Genomic DNA, 24,672 nt, shown 5'->3' on the forward strand with positions numbered 1-24,672 from the left:
CTTTTATTGGAAATGGCACCAATTAGCCTTCAAGTCAAATATATTTTAATAGTCAAGGTTTTATAGACGTATTACTATCTACTTTCTTGTTTTAAATCTTTAAGTAAGCTTAATGCAAAATATCCTATCATTAAAGTCGCAATACCTATACATACCCACATAAACCATGATTGTTGCCAAAAGGGCATTGTTGTCTTTACTACAGAGTCTTTATCTTGGTTATGCTTTACAGAAATAATACGGGCTTCTGGTAAACTTTCTGAAATACCATTGCTAAAATATGAGATATCGTAGCTTGGTTTTTTTAAGTTTTTATCGCCCGAAGAAATTGTATAGTTCTCATTCTGTTTTAGATCTGCAACTAGATAAAGTGGAGTCTGAAAAAATTGAATGGACGAAAAGGTTAGTTTAGGATTGTCTTGATTTTCTATGTCGATAAATACTTCTTTTTCAAAAAATGAAGCAACCGGAAAACTAATATTGTTATCAGAACTAATGGTAAAGGTTGAAATTTGATGTTTGTATGTTTCTTTTTTATGCTTTACCTCTCTTGTTTTTAGAGTATACATCCTTGCCTTGCGGTTGTACAACTTTGGTTCGCTAATATTAAATTTTACCTGATTAATAATTTCAGGGTTCTTAAAAACAACATGAATCCTGGTTCTCTTCTTCTTTTTCGACTCAGAACTATTGGTGGTCACTACCGAAATTTCTTCTAAGGATGGTTTTACAATTTTTGTTGTTGCGGTCCCGATTTTTAATACGTTAACTGGTAACGAATTTAGATCCTCAAAAATGATTTTTAGATACTTATATGAACATAACGGAAAATTAATCACCTTATACACACTAGTTGTTGTAGCGCTTTTTATGGCATACAGATTCTGACTGTTCACCAATCCGAACCACTGTTTTTGATCATTACTTCCTTGCAAGCTATACGACTTACTACCTTCATAATTGGCTATCGAGAGTACCGCTTTCTTAATTTTATCATTAGGATTTTTAAAAATATAAGTAGTACTAGTATCTGGTATATTGGTTTTGGAAACAATTTCGAATTCTGAAAAATTAGATATTTGAGTCTCCTGATTTCCCGGGTATATAAAATACGGTACTTGATTCCCTTTACTATCCCAAATTCTGAAATCGCTTAAATCACGTTTTGAAAATGAACGTACATCATGCAAAACTTTAATTTTATGCAATCCATCATTACTCACTGGAGATAACTCACCTTCAATTTGCTGCTGTTGAGCAATCATTGATGAAGTTAGTAATAGGAATAAAAATCTAATTGATTTGTTCATCTTTTGCGGTTTTATCTTCTTCAATTACTAATCTTTTTATTTTTTGATATACAAATGAAATAACTAAAATAAGTACTCCCAATAAAATGAAGGCTATAATTTTTCCTGTTTCAGATACATTACTAATATCATAAATGAATAATTTTAGAATAGTAATTCCTAATAAGGTAAGAGCGATTATACGTAATTGTTTCACCTGTCTTTTGATCCCTACCACTAAGAAAATAAAAGCAAGTATTCCCCATGCAACCGGCAACCCTGTTTTGATGATCTTATACTTAGCTTCACTAATATTAGTATTTACCAAAGTATCTCTCATATACGCTACATCAGATTCTTCAAAATTAGAAGTATACTCATTAATTTGCTCTGTTGTTACCTCCAGGTTCATTATTTGTAACCCATGTAGTATCACTTCTGTACTCAAAATAAAAACGACTAAAAATGCTACTCCCCAAATCATAAATGAACGATTAGATTTTGAAAATGTTGATTTCCTTTTGTATGTTTTATATATGAGATAAAAGAAATAAGCAATCAACCCTAAAGAAACATAATGGAAGTAAAATGCCAATTGACCACCTTGCTCTAGAATCATGTTTTCCTTTTGTTCTAAAAAAGGAAGTTTAGAGAAGATGAAAGCAAAAGTTACCACATTAAAAAAGGCGATTACATTTATAAGTATATCATTCGAATTCTTTTTCTTTCTATATAAAAAGAAGCACAATAGTGCAGTAAACAATAAATGATATACTACAGGTAATGTATTTGCAGCATAGGTTTTTGAATCTAAATACATGTGTGATTGATATCCTACTTCAAAAATACCTACAAAATAACTTATCACTATAGCTATAATTATAACTGCTTTTCTGTAGATCACAGGATTAAAGGCTAGTATGAACTTGCTAGTTTTTTTCTCTTCATTTTTTAATACATATCCAACTAAAACCAATGAAACAATAGCTACAACACCTGTTATAAAAATTGGATTAAATATGACGGATAAGATCTCATCTGATAACACATACAATTTAAGCCAATCAATCGATAAACTAAACAACATTAAAATATGAACAAGTATCGAAGCATATCGATAGCTTTTAATACTTGATTTTTGACCAAGCCACATGAGCAGCACTGCTTCTGCAGCCCAAAATAATGTAATGTAGTTCCCTTTAAACTGTATTGGTATGGCTAGTGTAATAAAACTCAGGGCTAATCCGATCAATAGATATACCGCCTTTTTATCCAAGCCAAATTTCTTATATAAAAACCATGCAAATGCAATATTAAATAGCGCTAACATTGCGGTAAAAAGCCCCGAAAATTCTGAGTGATACCTTGATAGCACGACCATCCCAACAGTATAAAACACAAAGGTGTTAATAGACACTACGGTTAATTGAGCTGTAGAAAAGGTTCCTTTGGTACGCATATTATTTATGATGTTGATGCTCATAAAAATGATATAGAATACAAATGCGAAAATTAATGCCCCCAAGTAATGAGGTTCTTCAATACCCATTTCTCTTATTAACCATCCTACAAATAAAATTGTAGTAAAAGCAAATGCCAGGATGTTAACCAGCGTCCATCTCTTAAAGTAAGCTAATCCTAAGATTCCGATATTAAGAATAGCGATATAACTAAATAATACTACATAATTTCCGCTACCTGTGCTTATCATAAAAGGTACTGCAAAACCACCTATTAGAGATAAAATAGCTAACTCGATACGATCGTAGGATAACGATATTAAGCAGCTAAAAGCGGTAATCAATACCATGATTATAAATGCTACCGTTTGATTAAATAATCCATATTCATGAAATGCTATGGCAATCGTAAAATAAAATACCGCAATCCCGCCTGAAACTAATACAGAACTAAAGGCGGCATATTTTTTCCGCAATCTATGAGCAATGCCAATAATTAAACTGCCTACTAATACTCCGATCCCTACACGTGCCGGCTCATTTATCCAATCTTTATTAATGGCATATCGTACAAAGTAGCTGATTCCCAATACTAATATTAGTATACCTAATTTATTGATTAAATTCTCCCCTATAAACTTCTCTAAATCCGGGTTTTTTTCTTTGAAACGCTTCCATAAACCTGGCTTTGGAGGCTTAGGTGGTGCAACTTGTTTTTTGAGTGTTGGTGCCGCTGTTTTATCCGAAGAGATTAATTCTTTTTCCTTTTTTACAGGGGATGGCGTTTCAGCCGTAGATGGTGATTTAGGAATACTTTCTGCGGGTGTTTTTAACTGCGTAGATTTTTCTTCAGTTAAAGGAGAAAAAGGCTTTGGTAAGGGTTTTTTGGGTATACTTGTATCCTTTTTTTCCTCTTTTTCAATACCTATAGCTTCAGCATTTGATTTCTGTATACTGTTGAGCTTTTCTTGAAGTATTTTTATGTCTTGATATAACTTGGAAATTTTTGACTTAAATGTTATTTTATGATGAAGCAACATGATAATAATCACAATAAGTAAGAAATATTCCATATGTATTTGATTAGTTAGTTATTCCTTACAAATATATACCTATTTATTTAGTGTAGGTAAAATGCAAATTTCATCCAACTATAGCTTCCGTATCACATGAATACTTTTTTTTAAAATAACACTACCTCTATCTTTTCATTAACAGAAAATTCACCTAAATTAATAGACACGATGTTTTTTATTTTTTGAAAGTTGATGTTATTGGATATTGAACCATTTATTTTAACACTTTCGGTATTAGCTAAACCATGAATGACTAGTGTATATATTCTAGAAGAATTAGCTCCTTCAAACCCTCCCTTAGATGGTTGTATCGCGAATTTTTTAAGTGTATTATCGTAGGTAAACATTGTCTTACGGTTTTCATTCTTTGTTCGGTATTTTTCACTTGTACCATCATCTTCATACAGTGTGAATTCCCCATCGGCACCTGTATAAACATGTATGGTCAACTCATTCTCCTTTATATCGGTCATGCTAATAGCTGGCGGAGTCATAGGTATAATGGCACCGGCTTTAATATAGATTGGGTATTCATTATGAAGAGTATTGTAGGATAGTTTTGTTTCTTTTGCATAAAATTGTTCGCTCCAGAAGTCATACCACCCTCCTTCTGGTAGCCATAGATCAACTATATTATCTTTAGTGCTACTAGGTGCTATAAGCATATGTTCTCCCCATAAGTATTGAAGATCATAGGTCCAGGCTTTTTCATTAGTTCCGTAATCTAGAATCATTGCTCGCACTAAAGGAATACCCGTTTCATGCGCTTGATAAGCATATGTATAGGTATATGGCATTAAGGAATATCGTAAGTCACTATATTTCTTAGCTACTTGTTGTGATTGATCAGATCGATCAAGTGGCCATCTTGATGATCCCATGCCATGTGGTTTCCAAATAGGTGAAAATGCTCCCATGGCCATAGCCCATTGTTGATAAAGCTGTTCGTCTGGTCCGGTTTTTTTATCCCAGTCATAAAACCCTCCTGCATCATGACCCCAAAAAGGAAACCCTGATAAGCCTGCCAATTGCATTCCTCGAATCTGTAGTTTCATATCGGTATGATTGGGCAATATATCTCCACTCCATAAGGTAGCATATCGTTGTGCTCCGGCTGTCATACCTCTAACCCAAACGTATGGTCGTTTATCCTCCCCTATTTGTCTATCCCAACCTTCTTGCACTAATGCCTTGGCGATTAGAAAAAACCAATAGTTTCTCATCTCTGCAGAACTTCTTCCGTTGGCAAGAACCATATCCTTGGGGGCGTGTCCCATTTCATCAAACTCATCTATCCAGAGGCCATCACCCGGGTATTTTAATTTTGGATCCAATGATTTTTGGTAGAAAACATCCCAAAACCATTTTCTAAAATCAGCATTAGTAAGGTCTGGTGCACTTTCTTTGAAATTTATACTATCGGTAACGGGTATGTTAAATGAAGGTTTCCAACCTTCGCTATACTGCCCGATGCATCGATTGAAATCAATGGTCATGGTTAAGCCCTGATCATCTAACCATTTTTTATACGATTGAGGGTTGGGATATCTTCCTTTATCCCATTCGATGTATGATTCGCATCTTTTACCACCACCTGCTCTCCATCGGTTATCATTAACGACATGATCCAACGGAAACCCTGCAGTTTTATGCTTTTTGATGGTGTTTTTCCACCATTGTTCGTCTGAAGGTGTAGACGAATTATGGTCATGTCCTTTGTCTGAAAGTTGAAGGCCGAAAATAGATTTCTGGGGTAATCGTGGTTTTCCGGTTAATGATACATATTGCTGTAGCACTTCTTTTATAGATGGACCAAGAATGAAGAAATAATCCATTTGCCCCTTAAAACCATAGGTATTGATACCAAATTCGTGTTTTTTATCTTCTCCAAAATTGAAATAATTTTCAAAAGTACTATTTAGAAAAATTCCATACCCTTTACTAGATAAATAGAAAGGCACAATCAATGGAGCTTGCTCCTGCTCATGGCTTCCGTAGTTTCTAGCGTGTGATTTGCCTTTTAGATCTATACTTTCTGCTCTACCAAAATAGCTATGACCCAGGCCAGTAAAATGCTCTGATGAATCATTAACAAATGATATTTTGAGATCTTTCTCGGTAGCTGTAAAACTAGAATTCTCTTTTAATATCGACTTACCATCGAATTGATAATCAAGTGCTAATGTCTTTTTGTTAATATATAGTGTTAATGATGGCTCTCCTGCCATGGAAACCTCATAAGTATCCTTACCTTCTTCAAGTATCAGTTCACCGCTCCAATTATGAGAAGTTACCATTTCGTAATGGTCATCGTCGAAAAAATCATCCATGGGTATGGCATACTGAGCACGGATCATTTTATCACCATAAGGAGTTAATCTAAGTTTAATACCTGCTTCATTACTAATGAATATACTTTTATCTATTTTGTTGAAAGACTTATTTTCACAAGAAGTGAAGATGAATAGAATACCCAAAATAATACTTATGCTTGCAGAACGACCCATTGCAGAAATTTCTTTAAAAAATGTAAGCAGTGAAGATATACATTCTGATAAGGTTAATCAATTAGTACGAATACATTTTTGATTATTTAGTTATGAATTAGAAATATTAATAGCACTCCTACTCACAGCTGTAGTAGGATTTGTTTATAAGATTGAAATGGGTGAAATTGGTATTACTTACATCGAAAAATAATGTAAAAATTATTTAATACATCTGCAAAAAGGTATCAAAGATCACAGAATCACCCCACAAATAAAACGGGAATATCAAGTTTATCCACCATTTGCCGAACAGAAGCTTTAATTCCATATTTTCTAGGAATACAGAACAATTGCATATTGGTTCTTGAAATATAAGAAGCCAAGCCATCTAAAGCATTAGTACCTTCAGAAAAGACATAAGAAACTCCTTCTTTAGTTTGTTTTAATCCAGCTTGTCGTTTATTATCCTGATTTTTTACACTAAAAAAACGTATTGGACTAGTATTTTTCTGATTAAGATCATTGATAACCTCTATTCCTTCATCTTGTAAAATCGAACCATATACGCCTAGCATAATATCTCTATAGGAGTGAAATTTATCATCTTGGCCAGCTATAAGGATATTTGCAGAACATTTTTTAAGTATAAAATTTGTAATTCCATGATTTAGAAAATTAATAAGTTTGGATTTTCGCTTTCCTAATAAAACTAAATCTGGCTGTACTTTTACGATTTTTTCTTTGATAGCATTTTTAATATTTCCATAGGCTATCTGAAAGGTAATTAGAACATTTTCCTCTTTTTCAATTTTTCTTATCATCTTTTTCAACCTTGCTTGCGCTCTACGAGTATCTTCTTGTATAGCTCGTATCGCAGAATACTGATTTTCATAACTCACTACATCAGCTGGAGCCTTTACATAAAAAACTTCCAGACTACCTTTGAGTACTTTAGACAATTGTACAGCATTTTTTAAAACATTTTCTGATGCCTTAGACAAATCTATTAATACCAACATTCGATATTTAGAATCATAATTTTTCGTATTCATAGCAGTTAAATTATATTAGGTTTGAAACAAAAAAAATGTATCCTACATGGTAGGCTTACTACATAAATATAATACATTTACTATTAATAATCAGTAGTTTAACTTTTGATTAATAAAATTATAACAAATACATTATGATTTCAGTCAAGTGTTAATCTCTTCTAAAAATGACAGATATTATTCCTTATGCGGTAGGGTTATTTCTTTTTAAGCTGTTCATTTATAAATCGAAAAAGAATAAGACTAAGTGTAACAAAAACAGTGAAATAAAAAAGCGTAACATTTTTTAATTTAAATATGTCACATTTTTATTTTTATCCCCTTATAGGGGTAAATGAATCAGTAATTGAATGGTTTTTTTCTTAGTCATTTTAGTTTTAATAATTCTATATCCTTTGTAGCTAAACACCAAACTAAGAATGGAACATAAAAATTTTGGATTAACTCAAGCATCATTCAAAAAGCTAATAGCCGATCTAAAAAGGAATGATACCTTTTTTTTTGAACAGGTATTTCTTAAACAATTTGAAGAAACTATGAATTATCTATGTCGAGAATATAAATCCAGCCATGAAGATGCCTACGATGCAACTATGGACGCTTTGATCGAATTTAGAACACGATTTGTCGACGGAAAGTTACAGTACGGGAACTTACGTTTTCTATTTACCAAGATAGCTTCTCAAATGTTATTTAGAAACCTAAAAAAAAATAATACGAATAGAGATAGTACAATATTCCTTGTTCAAGAGGTAGATATTGAACCCACAGAATCTATTGAAGAATTAGGTCGACTTAATAAGGCATGGCAGATATTAGGAGATTCGTGCAAACAATTACTAACATGGCATTTTTATGGAAAAATGAAATTATCTGAAATTGCCGAAGAAGCTCAAAAAAGTCCCGCAACCATAAGAAAACAAAAAGAACGTTGTATCAAAAAACTTAAAGACCAATTTGGTCTAAAAACAATACTAAAGTCATGAAGGATAAATTAAAAAGGCTTTTAGACCCAAACATCTCAAAAGAAGAAGAAGATCAAATTTTTGAAGAGGTTCTAAAAAGAAAACACGATGAAGATCTAAGAACAAAGTGGCAAGAAATGCTTTATAATGATCATGGTATTACAAGAAGCAGTGCTAACTTAAAAAACAAGAAACAAACTTCTAAGTATATAAAGATATTTTTGGCAGCGGCAGCTTGTATTGCACTTATAGTAACCGTACAATTATTTAATACTACAGAAACAGATCCTTATATGTTAGCACAACAGTATCTGGATGATCAAGAAGTACTTCACCCTGGCGCTTCTAAAGGATTGGCAGATGAAGATGAGAATAGAATATTAGCAATACAGGCTTTCAACACCAAAGAATATTCACAATCCATCCGATATTTCCAAAATATAAAAATACCAACTAAGGAAGATAAATATTATTATGGATTAGCACTTTTATTAAATAATAATTACACCGAAGCTGTACAACTATTCGAGATGATTAATGATAATGATGGTCAATTTAGACAAGAAATAAACTGGTATCAGTCCTTGGCCTATTTACTAAACAAACAAAATATCAAAGGAGAGGCGCTATTAAAACAGATTAACAACTCTGATTGGAACCATCAACAAGCTCAAGATTTAATAGAGATGATAAATGAAAAGTAAACTATGAATAACACACAGATTTCGTTACACCTTACTCTAATTATTAATACTATTATACCCATTAACATTATGAAAAATTTGAAGTTTTTTTTAATTTTTATTTTATGCTTACTATTTCAATTGCCAATTTTTGGTCAACAAAATAAGAGCACTTCAAATACTATAGGAGAACCGTACAATCAATATAGAGACGATGACGATGATGAAGAAGATGATGAAGATGATGAAGATGAGGATATCATCAAACATCCTTCATTATATTTTGTAACACTAGACCCCACAATTACTCAAGCCGAAGTAGATATTTTATTGGATGAATTAAATTCTGAAGAAATTTGGCACCGACCCGAAATAAATCTTAGATTGTGGAACACCGTAAGTTTTCCGTACATCTCTGCACAGGGACAAACAGTAACTAATATAGATGGACAAGTACAAGGAGCTCAAGGAAAAACAGATGTAGATGGAGTTGAGTTTAATATAGGACATATTGTACCCACACAACCTATGGATATCCAAGGATTATGTTTTGATACTATAGTTCCCCAATATGCTACTGGGACGAACCCAATAAAAATTTCAATTTTTGATACTGGTATTACTCAAGTTTCAGGAAATTCACCGGGATACGCATTCTCAATTCCCCAATATACTGGGTATGACTATATCGATGATGATGAAATCCCCGAGGATCTTAATGGCCATGGTACGCATATTGCTGGTCTTATACATCATTTGTTAAGCGCCCAGGGATCTACTTCTGCAGTATCATTTGATATACGAAAAACTCATGATGATCTTGGGCGAGGATTTATCTCTAATCTTATTCCAGCAATCTTAGATGCTGTAAATGAAGGAGCTAATATTTTAAATTTCAGCTTTAGCTACCAGAATAGAAATGTAAATCCAACCGGTAGACCTCTAAAATTAGCAGTAGATTATGCAGAGCAAATGGGCGCCATGGTAATCGCTGCTGCTGGTAATACAAACGAAAACAATGATACCGATGCTATTATATCATTTCCTGCCTCTTATCCCAATGCTAATATTCTTTCTGTAGCTTCTATAAGTTGTAAGGACAATAAATTAAGTAATTTTAGCAGTTATGGGCAATATTCTGTTGATGTAGCATTACTAGGCGAAAATATTCCTGGTCCAGGGTTAAATGGAAATGTTGTTTATCAATCAGGAACTTCATTCGCTTCGGCAAATGTAACGGCTTTAGCAACAATACTGGCTACACATCAAACCACATTTGATTATCAAAATATTAAATGTAGCTTCATCAATACCTCTACAGTATCATCAGATTTTTTTGAAAAAGTAGTGGCTAATGGAATTATTAATTTCTCAGCAGCATTTAATCAACTTAGTAATGGTTGTACTACAAGAATTAATAAATCTATCGGAGCTATCACTCCAGAGCCTAAATTTATGTTTTACCCCAATCCTTTTAATGAAACATTACAACTAGAGATCGATGAGAATATAGAAAAAGAGGTTACCGTTTCAATTTTTAACCAAACAGGGATATTAGTATTGCAAAAGCAGTATATCCCAGAGCGATCAGGAAACATAATCAACGTTACACAAACTCAACAACTAGCTCCTGGGACATATTTTGTAAAAGTAGATACCAAAAATAATACACGTACCCAAATTGTTGTAAAAAGGTAAAATCTCCAATATTTTTTACTTAAAAGGGATATACATATTTAGTATATCCCTTTTTTAAATATTAATAATTTACGGATAACCGTAAAAAATTAACGTTTCACTATATTAGTAGTTCAAAATTTAGTATTGCAATTAGCAGTGCCTATTTAATTCCTGATTATATGATTTTGAAACCTTGTATGGTTACTACTATATGTTTTTTTTTCCTGGTTTCTGTATCGCGGGCTACACCTCTCAATGATGATTATTTCCAAAAACTATATGAAACGATAAATCAGAATATTAAACAAGGATTGTACGAGGATAATCTTGAGTTAGTTGAAGAACAAATAAAACAGCGTGCATATCAAGAACTAGATTGTTATCATAAAGGAAAAATTTTACATAAAATTGGGGTATCCTATTACCTACTTAATCGAGAATCAGAAGCTATTACTTATTATAAAGAAAAAGTATTACATCTTTGGGGAGATTGCCCGCAGGTTCCTCCTTCAGAAAAAGCGAATACCATATATAATATTGGTATTTCTTACCAGTATCTCAACAATATGGAATCTGCCAAACTTTATATTGATAAGGCACTTTATATCTTCGAGAACGATCCTCACTATCCTAACTCCAAATTAGCAAAGAAATACCAGGGTATAGCTAGGTTTTATCAAAATATAAATGATGCTTTTCGGGCAGAATTATACTTTAAAAATGCCATAAATTTATACAAACAACAGCAGCAGACCGAGGTAAGACAATTTGAAATATTAAATGATCTTATTGTGATGAATAATAATTTTAAGCAATATGGAAAAGCAAAAGAATCACTTTTGAATGCACTTAGTATACATGAAAAGTTCCCTGATTTAATCCCGAAACTTAACCTGGCATGGGTATATCTAAATGCTGGTACTACACACCTTGAATTAAAAGAATATAAAGAAGCAGAACAAATGGCTCAAAAAGCCATTGCATTATTAGATAATGATAAAGAACCTTATTATCATGCGATTGGACTAGAGTTAATCGCGATGATACAATTAGAAGAAAAAAAATATAGTCTTGCCGAAGAAAACCTTTTAAAATCACTTAGTTTAAGAAGAATAATGGTTCAAAAAGGAGAGAGTGAACAATCATTGGTACATGCCTACGAAAACCTTAGTGATATATTAATTACTAAAGGAGATCATGACAAAGCCAGTGTTTATCTTACCGAGGCTTTTAATATAATACTTCCTGCTGGTCGTTTTGATGCAAACCAATTACCAATCATTAAGAAATCAAAAGCACTGGATGATTCTCATTTAATTCGATTGATAGCACTAAAAGTAAAAATATTTAAGACCAAGTATGAAGCCTCGGGTGACATAGCATTTCTTAAAAAAGGTCTTATTGCAAAGCATAAAATCGATTCTGTAATCAATCGTAGCTTGGTTTCATTTCAATTTGAACAATCTAAATTAGATTTTTTGAATCTAAAGTTTGAGCACTACGGAAAAGCTGTTGAGGATGCTTTAACACTTCATCGAATTACCGGAGACCGTTTTTACCTTGAAGAAGCGTATTATTTTTCTTCAAAAACAAAAGCTATTGTATTACAATATGAATTAAACCAAGCCAATGCTTTTCAATCAAATGTATCACCAGAAGTTGCACACAAAGAAAAAGCCTTACGCGAAGAAATGCATGCTCAGCAAGCGTTACTAACAGAAGCGGCTATCAAAGATCAAGATTCTCTTCTTCAAACATACACCAAAGCGCAATACGCTCTGGATAGCTATCTCAAAGAAATTGAACAAAAAGAGCCAGCATATTTTAAAGAAAAATATGCGTTTATTCGTCCACCTAAATTGAAAGAGATACAAAAAGACTTGCCAAAGGATATGGCCGTGATCGAATATTTCGTCTCAGAAAATAAGATTTATGCCTTTTGGTTAACCCGAAATAGTTTTTTTCCTGTTAGTATACCTTATAATCAAGAAATTAAAACAGCTTTGGAAAATTTTATTAGCCAGTGTCATGATCCTACTACTAAGATTTCGCAAAAGATTTCTGAAATAATATATGAAAAGTGTTTAAAAAAGGGTCTTAGAGAGATCGATCAAGATATAAAACGACTATGTATCATACCCGATGGTCAATTGCATAAATTATCATTCGAAGCCTTAATCGATGGTGATAATCCTACTAAAAAATATGTGGTAGAGGATTATGCAATCTCCTACTCCTACTCTATAGCTTTGTTATTTCGCGAACATCACGACGTTATGCTACAAAACTATATTGGTTTTGGTTCTAAATATAGTAATCAATTAAATAAAAAATTAAAAGAGAGCAAGCAATTTTTTGGCAACGAAAGTCTTATGCAGCTTGCATTATCTCATGAAGAAATAAAGAGAGGCGCCGCTATTTTTGACGGAAAAACATTTATAGATAAAGAGGCTTCTTTAAAAAACTTTTTAAGGCATAGTCCTAATGCCGATATTATTCATCTTTCATTGCACGGCTTGGTTGATGTCGATGATCCGGGAAGATCTTGCATTATTTTTGATGATCATCAAGAAGATTTTATACTTTCTGCCCAAGATTTATACGGAAATCGATTACACGCAGATTTAGTACTCCTAAGTGCTTGTCATTCTGCCAGCGGAAAAATCTACAGTGGCGAAGGTGTACAGGGTATGAGTAAATCTTTTCTTTTAGGTGGGGCTCATAATATTCTATCTAGCTTATGGAATGCTTCTGAAGCCAGTTCTATGGCAATTACCACCTCATTTTTAGAATATGTTCATGAGAACAAACCAATAGATCTTGCATTACACCAATCCAAATTAGATTATCTTTCAAAAATAGAACCCAACAAAAGACACCCTTACTACTGGGCAAATTTTATACTTCTAGGTGAAGTTGGTACCGCACAAGATCCTACAAATCCAGTGATTTGGATTCTAATTGGTAGCGTCTTATTGCTTGTGTTTTTTATACTTTATACTCCAAAAATCTGGCCTAAGAAGTCAAACTCTTACATTTAAAACACTTGCTAAAATCCTGTATTTAAAATTTTTACATCTTTTAGGATAAAGTTGGTCACACTTTATCTTTTTCCCTCTTATAGCTATACATAGAAAAGTTTAACTATTAAGATATTATTGCAGTGACTAAATTAAAAACAACAATCGTAGTATTCTTATTCTTCTTTCTTCAAACCACAATTGCACAAGAAGATCTAAAATTATGGACAGGACATAGTGCACAGGCCAAGCTTACCAAAGAATGGAGATTAACAGTTGGTCAATTATTATTGTTTCGTCAAGAACCATTTGAATTATCGTCACTACAAAATAGTGCGAATATTTCCTATAGAATAAATAAGAGAACACGAGTCGGCCTTGGTTATATAAGGTCATCAGATCCTTTTGATCCTGATCAAGAGGCTAGAAATAGAATAACGGGCCGTTATAGAAAAGATTTTAGATTGGGTAAACTACGTCTTGCAAATAGCTTTAGAGCAGAATGGCATTTTCCCGAAAGAAGCAAATTCGAATACCGTTTGCGTTATGGGCTACGTATTCATCGTGGCAACTGGGGTTTACCCCTTAAAACAACCCCGTTCATCACGAATGAATTGCATTATTACCTTTCGGGGAAACCATTTCAATATCGAGATGAACTAGGCGACAAAGTCGTGAAACAATCTCCCAACGGACTCCATGCACACAGAATTACTTTAGGAGTCCGTTTTAAACCTTTTAAAAGAGCAAATGCTAGCCTAAGTTACATGAGACAAACAGAGTTTAACATTGGTGATAAATATAGAAGAATCAATGTAGTGGATCCCAGAAATGGTAGAGTTAAAAGGGCGTTTAGCAATTTTTCTGTAGTGATGTTTCGATTCTCGTATCAACTTGATTTAAGAGAGAAATTTTCTAAGCTTACCTCTATAGGAAGTAAAGTTTCAAAACGTCGTCGTAGCACTAAAATGACATCAATATAAAATAACATAATCAATATTAAGATCATAAAAATGATCAGAAATTAATTTTAAACCAATTTAAATATTTATTTATGAAAACTATCAAGAGATCCAACATCTGTAAGAACGTAATAAAGTATCAGGTTGATCAAAAAATAATTAAAACACATCAACCGGCTGCAGGAGATGTAGCAATTTTTGAAGTAGTAAGCATTGGTTCTTTAAATGCGATCCAAGACTTCGAGGGCCGAAACTGCTATATTTTTGAAGGAGACAAAATCATGCTGGCATTTGGTAATCGCTATGCTAGTAATCAATTCGAAGGGTATGTGTCAAAAGGGTATCAACCTGAATATGATTTACTGGGTAAAGGTGGTGTAGCTGGTACTGTAGTATCTATGTATTATAAGTTAGAATTAAAAGGTCCAACTAAACTAAGATTAGTGGGATATGCTACTAATAACCAAGGTAAAGTGATTAACACCATCTATAACAACAGAAAACCTGTAAAATTCAATGCTAGTAAAATAAGAAATTTTAAAACGATTTTATCTATCGGTTCTAGTATGGATAGTGGTAAAACAACGACTGCTGCTTATTTATGCAGAGGATTAAAAACATCTGGATACAAAGTAGCGTATATAAAGCTTACCGGCACTGTTTTTAATAAAGACAGGATGCTTGCATACGATTGCGGAGCTGATTTTGTAAGTGATTTTTCAGAATTTGGGTTCCCTTCTACTTACTTATGTTGTACCGAAACTATTATGGATCTATACGAAGCACTATTATCTGATGTTGCGAAAACAGAACCAGATTATGTGGTTATCGAGGTTGCCGATGGGTTATATCAAAAAGAGACACTTGCACTCTTATATGACTCTTTATTTACAGAAACCATAGATCATGTTATTTTATCTTGTTGTGATAGTTTGGCGGTAAATAGCGGTGTACAGTTATTGTCCCCTATTTTTGGTGATCGTTTATTTGCTTTGGCAGGTTTGTTTACTGGCAGTCCTCTTTTAGTTTCAGAAGTTGAAAACTTAATTTCAACGCCAGTTCTTACACTAAGTAAACTACTACAATCAGATATTTTGATTGATTTGTTATCGCAAGATGTTGATGTTGCAGTGTAAAGAAATAACTCTTCTAAAATGGTAATACACAAAAACTTATCATTATGATATATTCACAAAAACAAGCAACCTTAATTAGTGTATTGATTATGCTATTGGTTTTGTCTCCTGTAGTAGAAAATTGGGCAAGTAAACCTAAAGATAGTTTCCCATTATCCTATTACCCTATGTTTTCCAAAAAGCGAAAAGCAACGTATGGACTATACTACTTTGTTGGATATGACTCAGCTCAAAATCGCTATAAGATATCATACAAAATAGCAGGTACAGGAGGCTTTAATCAAGTACGAAGGCAAATCAGAAAGGCAGCGCGATCAGGTAGGGCTGATGTAATCACACAAGAGGTTGCAGAACGAGTTGCCATAAAAAAAGGATACCCTTATTCTAAACTAGAAAGAATTGAATTAGTTAAAGGGTATTATCATTTAGAAAAATACTTTTCTAAACAAGATACACTTCCTGTACATGAAAGAAAATTGGCTTGCTATAAAATTGAAAAACAATGAATACATACTTTGAAAAGATACGTGATCACTGGTTTATTAAAGTGACTCCGCAACAACTAGCATTGTTACGAATTGCTACCGGTTTATTTAGTTTATGGTATATACTATCGCGTTTTGGCATGCTGCAGAAAATGGCTAAAAACACTGAAGCCTTCGAACCTATAGGAATATTAAGTTGGATGAGTCAACCGCTCTCTTCAGAATTGTTTTGGTGGATAAGTGTAGGAGTTATTCTCTTAAATATCGGTTATCTTATAGGATGGAAATTTAAATATACGGGACCTGCATTTGCGGTTGTGGCACTATTATTTTTTACGTATCGAAATTCATGGTCCATGATTTACCATAATCGAAACGCACTTATAATACACATTATCATACTTGGATTAGTGGCTTCGGCAGATGCTTGGTCGTGGGATGCAACAAAAAAACCAAAAACGAGCTATAAATTACCAAATGCACATTGGCAGTATGGATGGCCCATACAACTTATCTGTGCGGTTACCGTTGGATCCTATGTATTAGCTGGCATTGCTAAACTTTCAGGAGATCTTGCCTGGGAATGGGCTACTGGTAGTGCTATGCGATCACAAGTAGCCGTAGATGCCATACGCAAAGAAATGTTAGGTTCTGAAGCCGCTCCCCTATTCGACTTTTTATTTGAGCATACCTGGTTATTTCTTGGAATGGGTATTTTAACCTTTGTCCTTGAGCTGGGAGCACCACTAGCTCTTGTAAAAAGAAGGTGGGGAATGATCTGGGCAACACTTACCTGGATGATGCACTGGGGAATCTTCTTTATCATGGGTATAAGTTTTCGCTATCAAATGACCGGGTTAATTTTTCTATCATTCTTTGATTTTGAAAAACTTTGGACTTCGTCGACTAAAGAGACTGCCATAACTTCTTTTAAAAAGGATACGTCCAAAATTACCCCAAAACCAATAATCCTGTTTGATGGCGTTTGTAATTTATGTAATGGTTGGATTCAATTTATTCTCAAAAGAGAGCGAAATCCATTATATCTATTTGCATCTCTACAATCAGAAAGTGCAAGAATAGCCTTAGGAAACAAACATTATGTGCTTCAGGATCTTTCATCTATTGTGCTCATAGAAAATGGCGTAGTATATCAAAAGAGTGATGCAATATTACGTATCTGTAGTGATCTAAAGTATCCATGGTCTTTGGCAAAAGGTTTGCTTATTATTCCAAGATTCTTTAGGGATCACATCTATACTATTATTGCAGCAAACCGTTATAAGTGGTTTGGAAAGAAGAATCAATGTGTGTTACTACAACCCGATCAGCGATATAGATTTTTAGACACATAAATACTATTTGTTATGTAAGTAGGTAGGTCAAACGATACCCAAGAATGGTTTTAGAATGTTTTTTTGGGGTTTGGCCTTCCTCATACATATTCTCATTTTTTTTAAATAAATATCATGTCATATACTAAATGGAATATCATAAGTACTTTTGCTATTAGCAATGTAACTCTGGTAGTATTAACCTTTCTTACTGGTCTTTTTTACAATGTACTCACTATTCTGATCCCGATTAGTATCGGTAAGTTTTATGAACTTAGTTTTGGGTTTTCTTCACATCGATTGGCTGCATTTAAATTCATTCCCTTTATGGATGCTCCAGATTTTAACTCATTTCTTGTTTTTTTCTTTTCATTGGTAACATTACGATTACTTTTCGAATATCTAAATCGTTTTGGGATTGGATTAGTAGGTGAACGCTTTAGTAAAACGCTACGAGAGCAACTTTTTGCCAATCAGTTACAAATTGCTATTGGCATCTATGACAACAAAGGTATCGGAAAATATCTTTTACGGTATAGTGGAGACCTAAAGAGCATACAAAACTATATGAAAAATGGATTGATCCGCTTTTCTCAAGATGTGGTTTTACTTTGTATTGTAGTTATAGCTATTGGATATTTTGATACATATTTGGGTATTATTATTGGGGGGTGTATTCTGGTCTCATCAGTTATACTTTGGGGTATCAATAAAGCATTGTACAAGATTTCTCTCGAAAGAAGAAACAAACGTTCTGGTATGTTAAGCTTTGTAAATACGCGTTTACGTGGGATTATGGCCTTAAAAGCATTTAATAAATATCAACCTGAAGAAAAGAGATACCAAAAACGATCAGATGATCTTTATGATATCGGAAAACGTTATTCCAAAATCGTAGCTTTGCTACAAGCTATAATTCCTGCTATTACGTATAGTATGTTGGGAATTATTATGTTTTATGTATTCTCATCAGCACAAAGTATAAATACAAGTTTGCAAGGTTCTTCTTTACTCGTTTTAATTTTATTAATTATCTCTATACTTCCAGTACTTCGGCGTAGTTTGCGTGTGAGCATTGTCTGGAAATTAGGAGATATCTCTTTTAGTAAATTGATCGATATTTTTTGTTTACCTAAAGAAAATCAATTGCCTTTTGAACAGTTACTATTGAACCAAGAAGAAATAGTATTTAAAGATGTATGTTTCAAGTACCCCAATACTACAAAACCAGTATTTAAACATATTGGATTATCAATATCACCACAGAGTACAACATTATTTCAAGGAACATCGGGATCCGGAAAATCGACTTTTATACGCTTATTACTCAAATTAATGTCACCCACTAATGGGTATATTGCCTTTGGTAACTATCCATGTCATGAATTGTCTGAAAAAACAATCAGAAAAAGTATTGCCGTTGTATCAAAGGACTTTCCGTTATATGGAAGAAATGTCTATGAAGCTATTGTATATAATCGAAAAACCAAAAATAGAGAAAGAGCCGAGCTACTATTAGAACATTTACAACAGCATGAAGATGTGCAAAATCAATTACAATTAGACAGTAAAATTGGTGATATGGCATGTAATCTAACTTCTGGGCAACAAAAAATATTGATGTATTGCAGGGCTTTACTGACCAAAAAACCTATTTTGATTCTCGAAGAACCTTTAAAAGAACTTAATATAAAGACTCAGAAATTACTACTACAATTGTTAAAAAATATCACAGATCAAAAGACTCTGATTTTATTAGATGACCATAAAGTGCCTGGGTTTGATATTGACAGAGTACACTATTTATAAAAAAACAAGGTTTATAAATGAAGTAATTGAAAATATGAAATACATTACACATTCAATGTGTTTTCCATAAATTGATATAATGCATGCATTTCTTTTTTACCAGCCTCTCTTCCTAAACGACCTGCAAAATAAAGGACGAACCATACGATAAAAAGAGAAATCATGGATACTATCGGAAATATAATGGGTTTGTCTAAACTTATATTTACATATAACCAAATTCCGGCAGTAGTAAATAATCCAGCTACTATAAAATGTAAAAACATAAAAAGTGTCCAAACGGTAGGACTAGGTCCAAAAAGACCTTTGAGCATTGTTGTTTTTTCGGTATCGTAAATTTCGAGATGTAATTGTGGTGACCAGAAATGCTGCTCTTTTTTAGGAATACGTATAAACACATGGTGATCTATACGGCTTACTTTAAAATCCAGACACGTTTTACTTTTTTTCTCGAAAGCATCAAGTGCTTTTTCAGAAGGGATATTCAAATCTTGAAAAAACCGAGGTCTTAAAACTATATCCTTTGAGATTTTCATAAGTGTGGTTATGTATCAATATTAATCTCATTTTCAATAGTAATCAATGATTATTATCAGTTTTAAATAAAAACTACTCAATCAAAATTAGTTTAAGGCTTCTTTTGACTAAGATGCAAAACAAAAATGGCATTAAATCCAAAGACAAAATTACCATCTTTAAAGTTGAAGTTATTTGGTGTTTGCGTGATGAAAGCATCCTCGACCATAGCTCGGGTATTGGTTAACTGAAACTGTAGCATCACATCGCTTAGTTCCCAATTAACTCCCAATGAAAATGCATCGTATGAATTTATTGATTCTAAAGGATTAATCACATAAAAATAATCAGATACGATAGATACGTGTCCATCCAACTTATAACGCCCTCCTACTCCTATTGCAAATTGATTATTTGGATCTTCGCCAAAAACAGACGAACTTCTGTGTATAAATGTGGGCGAAATTTGCATAGAAAATTGTGGTGTAAATTTACGAGCAATAAGCAATTGACTGGTAAAGGCTAATTTATCGCTAAACTCATCAAATCTGTTTACATCGGGAAAAGGACGATTGCGTTTACTTCGGTACGATCCATTCTGAAAAAGAGTGATGCTTAAAGGAGAACCTTTGCCATCACTTCTTTGGCGTACGAGTTTATATTTCATAAACCCATCAAAAACCCCATCTAAAGTAGTTCCTCCTGCTCCTATTGTTAATCGGTCAGAGATACCGTATTCTAATGCTAGCCTGGTGCTAAGTTTATCGGCTATAAAACTTTGGCCTCTGTAATTTGGAATGTTCCAAAATCGACTGAATGCCTGAATCTCTAGTATTCCTTTTTTTCTAGTTTCGATAGAGTGCCCTATCGAAATTCGACTAGCCTTAAAAGTCGCAAATTCATATTGAGGCGTATTGGGGTATTCTTTGTCTAGTGTATCTAATAAATCCTGTGCATTGATAGGCATACCAAATCCTATCACTATAAAAAAGCAGACCAAAAGATGTGTTTTATTTTTCATATGGCTGATATTCAAATCTAAAGGTTATTGATATAGTTTTAGCAATGTTGGGTGCTAAGATCGGTGGAATTTTAATGTCAAAATCTTTAACCGTTGCTTCAAAATCACCAGTCAGTAGGTATTTACCATTGTTGTTTTCGATAGTTGTTTTTATGTCTACCTCTTTTGTAATACCATGGATAGTAAGATCTCCTTTAATAATTTTAATCTGTGTTCCTGTGGCTAATGGATCAAAATCAATAATCTCACCTTCAAAAGTAGCTTTTGGGTATAGATCAGACTCAATATAACTTTCATTAAAATGCTCATGCATTAATGCTTTTTTAAAAACAAAAGCATTCATAAGCATACTCACTGCAATTTTATTTTTTGACAAGTCTATTATACTCAATACCTGATTATTCTTTGCCTCTATATTCTCTACAGAAGTATAGGAAAAGAAAGAAGCTTGCCCTTGGCGAGTTATAATTTGATCTGATTTTGCACCAAAGTCAGCAAAATTCGTCAATAGAAATATCAGAACAATAATTTTATTCATTGATTTGTGTGTTAATCAGCATACAGTTTAATAATATCGCATCTTTAAGAAACCCTTTACAGATCCCCTTTATTTTTATTTTTTGACCTCGTTTCAGTTTTTTGACTTCTTCTATTTGATCGGATTGCATATCACATAGCACACTAGAATATTTGTCATCGCCATGCAATAATACAGTATTTCGATTATTTAAAAAAGAGATCTCTTTTACAATACCCTCCACTTCAATAACTTTACCTCTATATATAGAATTTGCACTTTCTTCATTAAGTATATATGTTGATGTAAGCTCTCCAGAACTAATTTTTATTTCGGTAGCAGCATGGTTAATATCAACATATGTACGATTATAAAAACCATAATAAAAGTAAAGACCTGCTACTAATAGTAGGCAAAAAAGGAAGGTTACGATTTTATTATTTCTATTCATATGTGCTTTGGAAAAAAACATTCTATTAGTTAGTTGTAAAACTACAGTTTTTGAATTTATAAAATTTAATTTAAACAATACCTGTATACATAGTAAATGCGTGATTTTTAAAATAGGTTAACTAATTGGTTGTTATTAAAAACGTAATTTGAAGCATTATTATAACCACAGTAATTGAAAATAAGTATAAAAGCAGACTGTTTTTACATCGTTTCATTGTTTCATGTTTTTTGAATTATTATTTGAACAAATAAACAATGATTATACTATTTTACTAGAATAAATGTCTGCTAGCGTGAAAAAGCAGCTTTAAAAAGGAAAAAAATCGACTGAAATGATTTGCAATTATTTCTTGATTAAATGAAATAGTAAAAAAATATGCTATTTTCGTTTTCGTTATCGAAATTATGCTAAACTTAATACGTTTAGAAAATAACAGATTCATTATAACCGCTCCATGAGAAAAGATAAACTATACTTTTTGACTTTCATTTCTATATCAGTTATTTTTTTGATTATAGCTTCACTTGGTGTAAAGTATTTTATTAAAGTAAGCGCAAATCAACTGATTGAGGTACAATTAGAATCGAGTAAGCGTGAAGCCAATGAAATAGCCAAACTAATAAGCAATCAATTAGTAGGTGGTATTGAAAAAAAGACGGTAATAAGTAATATTCAAAATACAATCGAGAACACCCATAGTGGTGCTTCCTTTATTTGTGTGTTTAACTGGTCTGGAAAAGAAGTTTGTCACCCCGATATTACAAAAGTTGGACAAAAAGTAAACTCTAATCAATTGCTTTTAGAATCGTTAAGCGAAGAGAATAGTTCTGATAAACTATACGATTTACTAATGAACCGCAAAAAAGAAAAAGAAAATGATACCATTGGTGTCGAGTCTGAGATTGTATACATCGCACCTGTAAACGATTCTGATTTAATTGTAGCTGCACATGCAAATTTGGATAAAATATCGGCTCAAACAAGAAAGCTTAAAACTAGTTTTTATACCATATTTGCTTTAATGGGCGGATTAATTATTCTATCCTCCTTTTTTGCTGTGCGTATTATAGGAAGCTACTATGAAAAGCAATTAGAGCAAAAAAATATAAGTTTAGAGAGCGAATTAGTGAATCTCTCAAAACTGAATACAGATCTTGTTGCCTATCAACAGAAAGTAGTAAACGAAACGAATGATGAACAATCAGAATCTGAATCTGATTTTGGTAAAAAACGAATTCTCACCTATCTGCGAAATGAATTAATCCCGATTTCAATTAATGAAATAGCATATATATATACTGAAAACACAATCACCTATGTCGTTTGTTTTGATGGAAAAAGAACAACAAGTAGCAATAGTCTCGACGATATTTATGCAAGTTTGGATACATCACTGTTTTTTAGAGCCAATCGACAATTCATCATTAGTATTACAGGTATAGAAAAAATAATAAAGTATGGCAATAGCCAGCTTAAAATTTTGGTTCAGGATGCCGATGTCGAAATACTGATAAGTAAAAATAAAGCTGCCGAGTTTAGGCAATGGCTTAATATTTAATTATCTGCACAAAGTCTATTTTCCTTTAGATGCTTTTATCTCTTTTTCTTGATCGAGAAGTGCTCTACGCTACTAAGAGTCTTTATGCTACTCATATTTTTTATTCTAACGTGAGTTTTCTATGTTAAAATCACGTCCGTTCGAGTGCTTCGACTTTAGGAGAAGTGTACTTCGACTGGCTCAGCAGAGCTATCGAGAACAGTGGTTTTCTAATAAAAAACCTATTCTCGATACTGTTTTTTTCCACTTTGTTTCAAAAAATCATTCGAATTGACGGCTTTTGATCATTTACATCGTTAGGTCGTACTCACGTTATTCTAGATAATATGAAGATATTTTCAATCCCTTTTTTTCCTTTTTAAGATCATTTTTTCCCTTTCACGAATTTTAATTTCATTCGCTAGCCTTTATCTATGGTTATTTGCGCCATCATTCAGACAATAATTAATTTTTAAAATGAAAACAATGAAAAACTTTTTTTTACGAACAATTGTAATTGGTGTATTGGGGCTTTTATCCACCAATTGTGAGGACGGTGATATCGGCCCTGCTGGTGCAGATGGTATTGTCGGAGTAGATGGTGTTGATGGTACCAATGGCCAAAATGGAACCAATGGTCAAAATGGTGTTGGTTTTGATGAACTCACCAAATTTGGAAGTATCACGCTCACGCTAGAGGGAACACGACCCGATAATATTCCTTTTACCAAGACCGATGAATTTAAATTTACCGCTGTAGAAGATATTGACAGTTTTAACAATGTAGCAATTGAAGAAAACAGTTTAGAGTTTAGTATAGAACGAACTTTAAGTGCACCTGATGGCGATTTTCAAGGTTCAGAAATAGAGATTTTCCTTGTTCTTACTAACCCGGGAGAAGCTGATGAAACCATTAAATTCGATGTATTCGTAGATGATTACATAATGATTTTTGATGATCTCACCTACTTTGGTTTTAGGGATGATTTTAATAACGATCAAATTGGGGTTACAAATTTTAGTATAACCAATTTCAATTTTAATAATGACACCAATGCGGTTACATTTTCATTTTCTTTTAATGTCGATGCAGCAAATAATGATACGGGTAATGATTTAACAATTTCTGGAGAAGTAGATGTCATAGTTGTAGAAGATATAGATGACATAGAACTTTAAACAATAAC

The 24,672-nt window shown here is 32.9% G+C and carries 19 protein-coding genes; 11 read left to right on the top strand and 8 right to left on the bottom strand.

The window, feature by feature from the left end:
* Positions 1 to 74: 74 nt before the first annotated feature.
* The 4 genes from ABW637_RS16425 to ABW637_RS16440 all read right to left on the bottom strand — a co-directional run bounded on the left by ABW637_RS16425 (position 75) and on the right by ABW637_RS16440 (position 7,366).
* Positions 75 to 1,310 carry a hypothetical protein gene (locus ABW637_RS16425; RefSeq protein WP_367585810.1) on the bottom strand — a complete coding sequence of 412 codons (1,236 nt, stop codon included), beginning with the start codon at positions 1,308 to 1,310 and terminating at the stop codon, positions 75 to 77.
* Complete coding sequence (locus ABW637_RS16430) at positions 1,294 to 3,822, bottom strand: DUF2339 domain-containing protein (RefSeq protein ID WP_367585811.1); 2,529 nt, start codon at positions 3,820 to 3,822, stop codon at positions 1,294 to 1,296. Before ABW637_RS16430 ends, ABW637_RS16425 begins: the two co-directional genes overlap by 17 nt.
* 110 nt (positions 3,823 to 3,932) lie before the next feature.
* On the bottom strand, positions 3,933 to 6,332 hold the full coding sequence (locus ABW637_RS16435; RefSeq protein ID WP_367585812.1) for a glycoside hydrolase family 31 protein: 2,400 nt from the start codon (positions 6,330 to 6,332) through the stop codon (positions 3,933 to 3,935).
* Between the two features lie 242 nt (positions 6,333 to 6,574).
* On the bottom strand, positions 6,575 to 7,366 hold the full coding sequence (locus ABW637_RS16440) for a universal stress protein (protein ID WP_367585813.1): 792 nt from the start codon (positions 7,364 to 7,366) through the stop codon (positions 6,575 to 6,577).
* 419 nt (positions 7,367 to 7,785) lie between these two features.
* Here ABW637_RS16440 and ABW637_RS16445 point away from each other — a divergent pair, with 419 nt between their 5' ends.
* The 9 genes from ABW637_RS16445 (at position 7,786) to ABW637_RS16485 (ending at position 19,440) form a co-directional block, all read left to right on the top strand.
* A complete protein-coding gene (locus ABW637_RS16445; RefSeq protein ID WP_367585814.1) occupies positions 7,786 to 8,352 on the top strand; it encodes an RNA polymerase sigma factor in 567 nt (188 codons plus the stop codon).
* Positions 8,349 to 9,035, top strand: a complete 687-nt coding sequence (locus ABW637_RS16450) for a tetratricopeptide repeat protein (protein ID WP_367585815.1) — start codon at positions 8,349 to 8,351, stop codon at positions 9,033 to 9,035. Before ABW637_RS16445 ends, ABW637_RS16450 begins: the two co-directional genes overlap by 4 nt.
* A gap of 3 nt (positions 9,036 to 9,038) precedes the next feature.
* Positions 9,039 to 10,712 carry a S8 family serine peptidase gene (locus tag ABW637_RS16455; RefSeq protein ID WP_367585816.1) on the top strand — a complete coding sequence of 558 codons (1,674 nt, stop codon included), beginning with the start codon at positions 9,039 to 9,041 and terminating at the stop codon, positions 10,710 to 10,712.
* Between the two features lie 179 nt (positions 10,713 to 10,891).
* Positions 10,892 to 13,735: a CHAT domain-containing protein gene (locus ABW637_RS16460; protein ID WP_367585817.1), complete on the top strand. Its 2,844-nt coding sequence runs from the start codon at positions 10,892 to 10,894 to the stop codon at positions 13,733 to 13,735.
* Positions 13,736 to 13,857: 122 nt separating this feature from the next.
* Positions 13,858 to 14,697, top strand: coding sequence for a DUF2490 domain-containing protein (locus ABW637_RS16465; protein ID WP_367585818.1), 840 nt, complete (start codon positions 13,858 to 13,860; stop codon positions 14,695 to 14,697).
* A 71-nt stretch (positions 14,698 to 14,768) separates the two neighbouring features.
* Positions 14,769 to 15,812, top strand: coding sequence for a hypothetical protein (locus tag ABW637_RS16470; RefSeq protein ID WP_367585819.1), 1,044 nt, complete (start codon positions 14,769 to 14,771; stop codon positions 15,810 to 15,812).
* Positions 15,813 to 15,856: 44 nt separating this feature from the next.
* Complete coding sequence (locus tag ABW637_RS16475; protein ID WP_367585820.1) at positions 15,857 to 16,318, top strand: hypothetical protein; 462 nt, start codon at positions 15,857 to 15,859, stop codon at positions 16,316 to 16,318.
* On the top strand, positions 16,315 to 17,652 hold the full coding sequence (locus ABW637_RS16480) for a DCC1-like thiol-disulfide oxidoreductase family protein (RefSeq protein WP_367585821.1): 1,338 nt from the start codon (positions 16,315 to 16,317) through the stop codon (positions 17,650 to 17,652). The genes ABW637_RS16475 and ABW637_RS16480 overlap by 4 nt, the downstream gene beginning before the upstream one ends.
* 114 nt (positions 17,653 to 17,766) lie before the next feature.
* A complete protein-coding gene (locus ABW637_RS16485; RefSeq protein WP_367585822.1) occupies positions 17,767 to 19,440 on the top strand; it encodes an ABC transporter transmembrane domain-containing protein in 1,674 nt (557 codons plus the stop codon).
* 44 nt (positions 19,441 to 19,484) lie between these two features.
* On the opposite strand, the gene ABW637_RS16490 is transcribed toward ABW637_RS16485, so the two are convergent.
* The 4 genes from ABW637_RS16490 to ABW637_RS16505 form a co-directional block, all read right to left on the bottom strand.
* Positions 19,485 to 19,976 carry a GTP-binding protein gene (locus ABW637_RS16490; protein ID WP_367585823.1) on the bottom strand — a complete coding sequence of 164 codons (492 nt, stop codon included), beginning with the start codon at positions 19,974 to 19,976 and terminating at the stop codon, positions 19,485 to 19,487.
* Positions 19,977 to 20,068: 92 nt separating this feature from the next.
* Positions 20,069 to 20,977 (bottom strand): DUF5777 family beta-barrel protein, encoded by a 909-nt coding sequence (locus tag ABW637_RS16495; protein ID WP_367585824.1) that lies wholly within the window; start codon positions 20,975 to 20,977, stop codon positions 20,069 to 20,071.
* Complete coding sequence (locus tag ABW637_RS16500) at positions 20,967 to 21,515, bottom strand: YceI family protein (protein ID WP_367585825.1); 549 nt, start codon at positions 21,513 to 21,515, stop codon at positions 20,967 to 20,969. The genes ABW637_RS16495 and ABW637_RS16500 overlap by 11 nt, the downstream gene beginning before the upstream one ends.
* On the bottom strand, positions 21,508 to 21,945 hold the full coding sequence (locus ABW637_RS16505) for an OB-fold protein (protein ID WP_367585826.1): 438 nt from the start codon (positions 21,943 to 21,945) through the stop codon (positions 21,508 to 21,510). The genes ABW637_RS16500 and ABW637_RS16505 overlap by 8 nt, the downstream gene beginning before the upstream one ends.
* A 457-nt stretch (positions 21,946 to 22,402) precedes the next feature.
* Between ABW637_RS16505 and ABW637_RS16510 the strand changes: the two genes are divergently transcribed.
* Positions 22,403 to 23,506, top strand: coding sequence for a LytR/AlgR family response regulator transcription factor (locus ABW637_RS16510; RefSeq protein ID WP_367585827.1), 1,104 nt, complete (start codon positions 22,403 to 22,405; stop codon positions 23,504 to 23,506).
* Positions 23,507 to 23,971: 465 nt separating this feature from the next.
* Positions 23,972 to 24,664: a hypothetical protein gene (locus tag ABW637_RS16515; RefSeq protein WP_367585828.1), complete on the top strand. Its 693-nt coding sequence runs from the start codon at positions 23,972 to 23,974 to the stop codon at positions 24,662 to 24,664.
* Positions 24,665 to 24,672: the final 8 nt, after the last annotated feature.

The organism is Aquimarina penaris (genome assembly GCF_040786285.1).
GTDB lineage: Bacteria > Bacteroidota > Bacteroidia > Flavobacteriales > Flavobacteriaceae > Aquimarina.

What these genes read in the sequence shown, in the direction of transcription:
- ABW637_RS16425 (WP_367585810.1), bottom strand. Translation starts at nt 1,310, where the DNA reads ATGAACAAATCAATTAGATTTTTATTCCTATTACTAACTTCATCAATG.
- ABW637_RS16430 (WP_367585811.1), bottom strand. Translation starts at nt 3,822, where the DNA reads ATGGAATATTTCTTACTTATTGTGATTATTATCATGTTGCTTCATCAT.
- ABW637_RS16435 (WP_367585812.1), bottom strand. Translation starts at nt 6,332, where the DNA reads ATGGGTCGTTCTGCAAGCATAAGTATTATTTTGGGTATTCTATTCATC.
- ABW637_RS16440 (WP_367585813.1), bottom strand. Translation starts at nt 7,366, where the DNA reads ATGAATACGAAAAATTATGATTCTAAATATCGAATGTTGGTATTAATA.
- ABW637_RS16445 (WP_367585814.1), top strand. Translation starts at nt 7,786, where the DNA reads ATGGAACATAAAAATTTTGGATTAACTCAAGCATCATTCAAAAAGCTA.
- ABW637_RS16450 (WP_367585815.1), top strand. Translation starts at nt 8,349, where the DNA reads ATGAAGGATAAATTAAAAAGGCTTTTAGACCCAAACATCTCAAAAGAA.
- ABW637_RS16455 (WP_367585816.1), top strand. Translation starts at nt 9,039, where the DNA reads ATGAATAACACACAGATTTCGTTACACCTTACTCTAATTATTAATACT.
- ABW637_RS16460 (WP_367585817.1), top strand. Translation starts at nt 10,892, where the DNA reads ATGGTTACTACTATATGTTTTTTTTTCCTGGTTTCTGTATCGCGGGCT.
- ABW637_RS16470 (WP_367585819.1), top strand. Translation starts at nt 14,769, where the DNA reads ATGAAAACTATCAAGAGATCCAACATCTGTAAGAACGTAATAAAGTAT.
- ABW637_RS16475 (WP_367585820.1), top strand. Translation starts at nt 15,857, where the DNA reads ATGATATATTCACAAAAACAAGCAACCTTAATTAGTGTATTGATTATG.
- ABW637_RS16480 (WP_367585821.1), top strand. Translation starts at nt 16,315, where the DNA reads ATGAATACATACTTTGAAAAGATACGTGATCACTGGTTTATTAAAGTG.
- ABW637_RS16485 (WP_367585822.1), top strand. Translation starts at nt 17,767, where the DNA reads ATGTCATATACTAAATGGAATATCATAAGTACTTTTGCTATTAGCAAT.
- ABW637_RS16490 (WP_367585823.1), bottom strand. Translation starts at nt 19,976, where the DNA reads ATGAAAATCTCAAAGGATATAGTTTTAAGACCTCGGTTTTTTCAAGAT.
- ABW637_RS16495 (WP_367585824.1), bottom strand. Translation starts at nt 20,977, where the DNA reads ATGAAAAATAAAACACATCTTTTGGTCTGCTTTTTTATAGTGATAGGA.
- ABW637_RS16500 (WP_367585825.1), bottom strand. Translation starts at nt 21,515, where the DNA reads ATGAATAAAATTATTGTTCTGATATTTCTATTGACGAATTTTGCTGAC.
- ABW637_RS16505 (WP_367585826.1), bottom strand. Translation starts at nt 21,945, where the DNA reads ATGAATAGAAATAATAAAATCGTAACCTTCCTTTTTTGCCTACTATTA.
- ABW637_RS16510 (WP_367585827.1), top strand. Translation starts at nt 22,403, where the DNA reads ATGAGAAAAGATAAACTATACTTTTTGACTTTCATTTCTATATCAGTT.
- ABW637_RS16515 (WP_367585828.1), top strand. Translation starts at nt 23,972, where the DNA reads ATGAAAAACTTTTTTTTACGAACAATTGTAATTGGTGTATTGGGGCTT.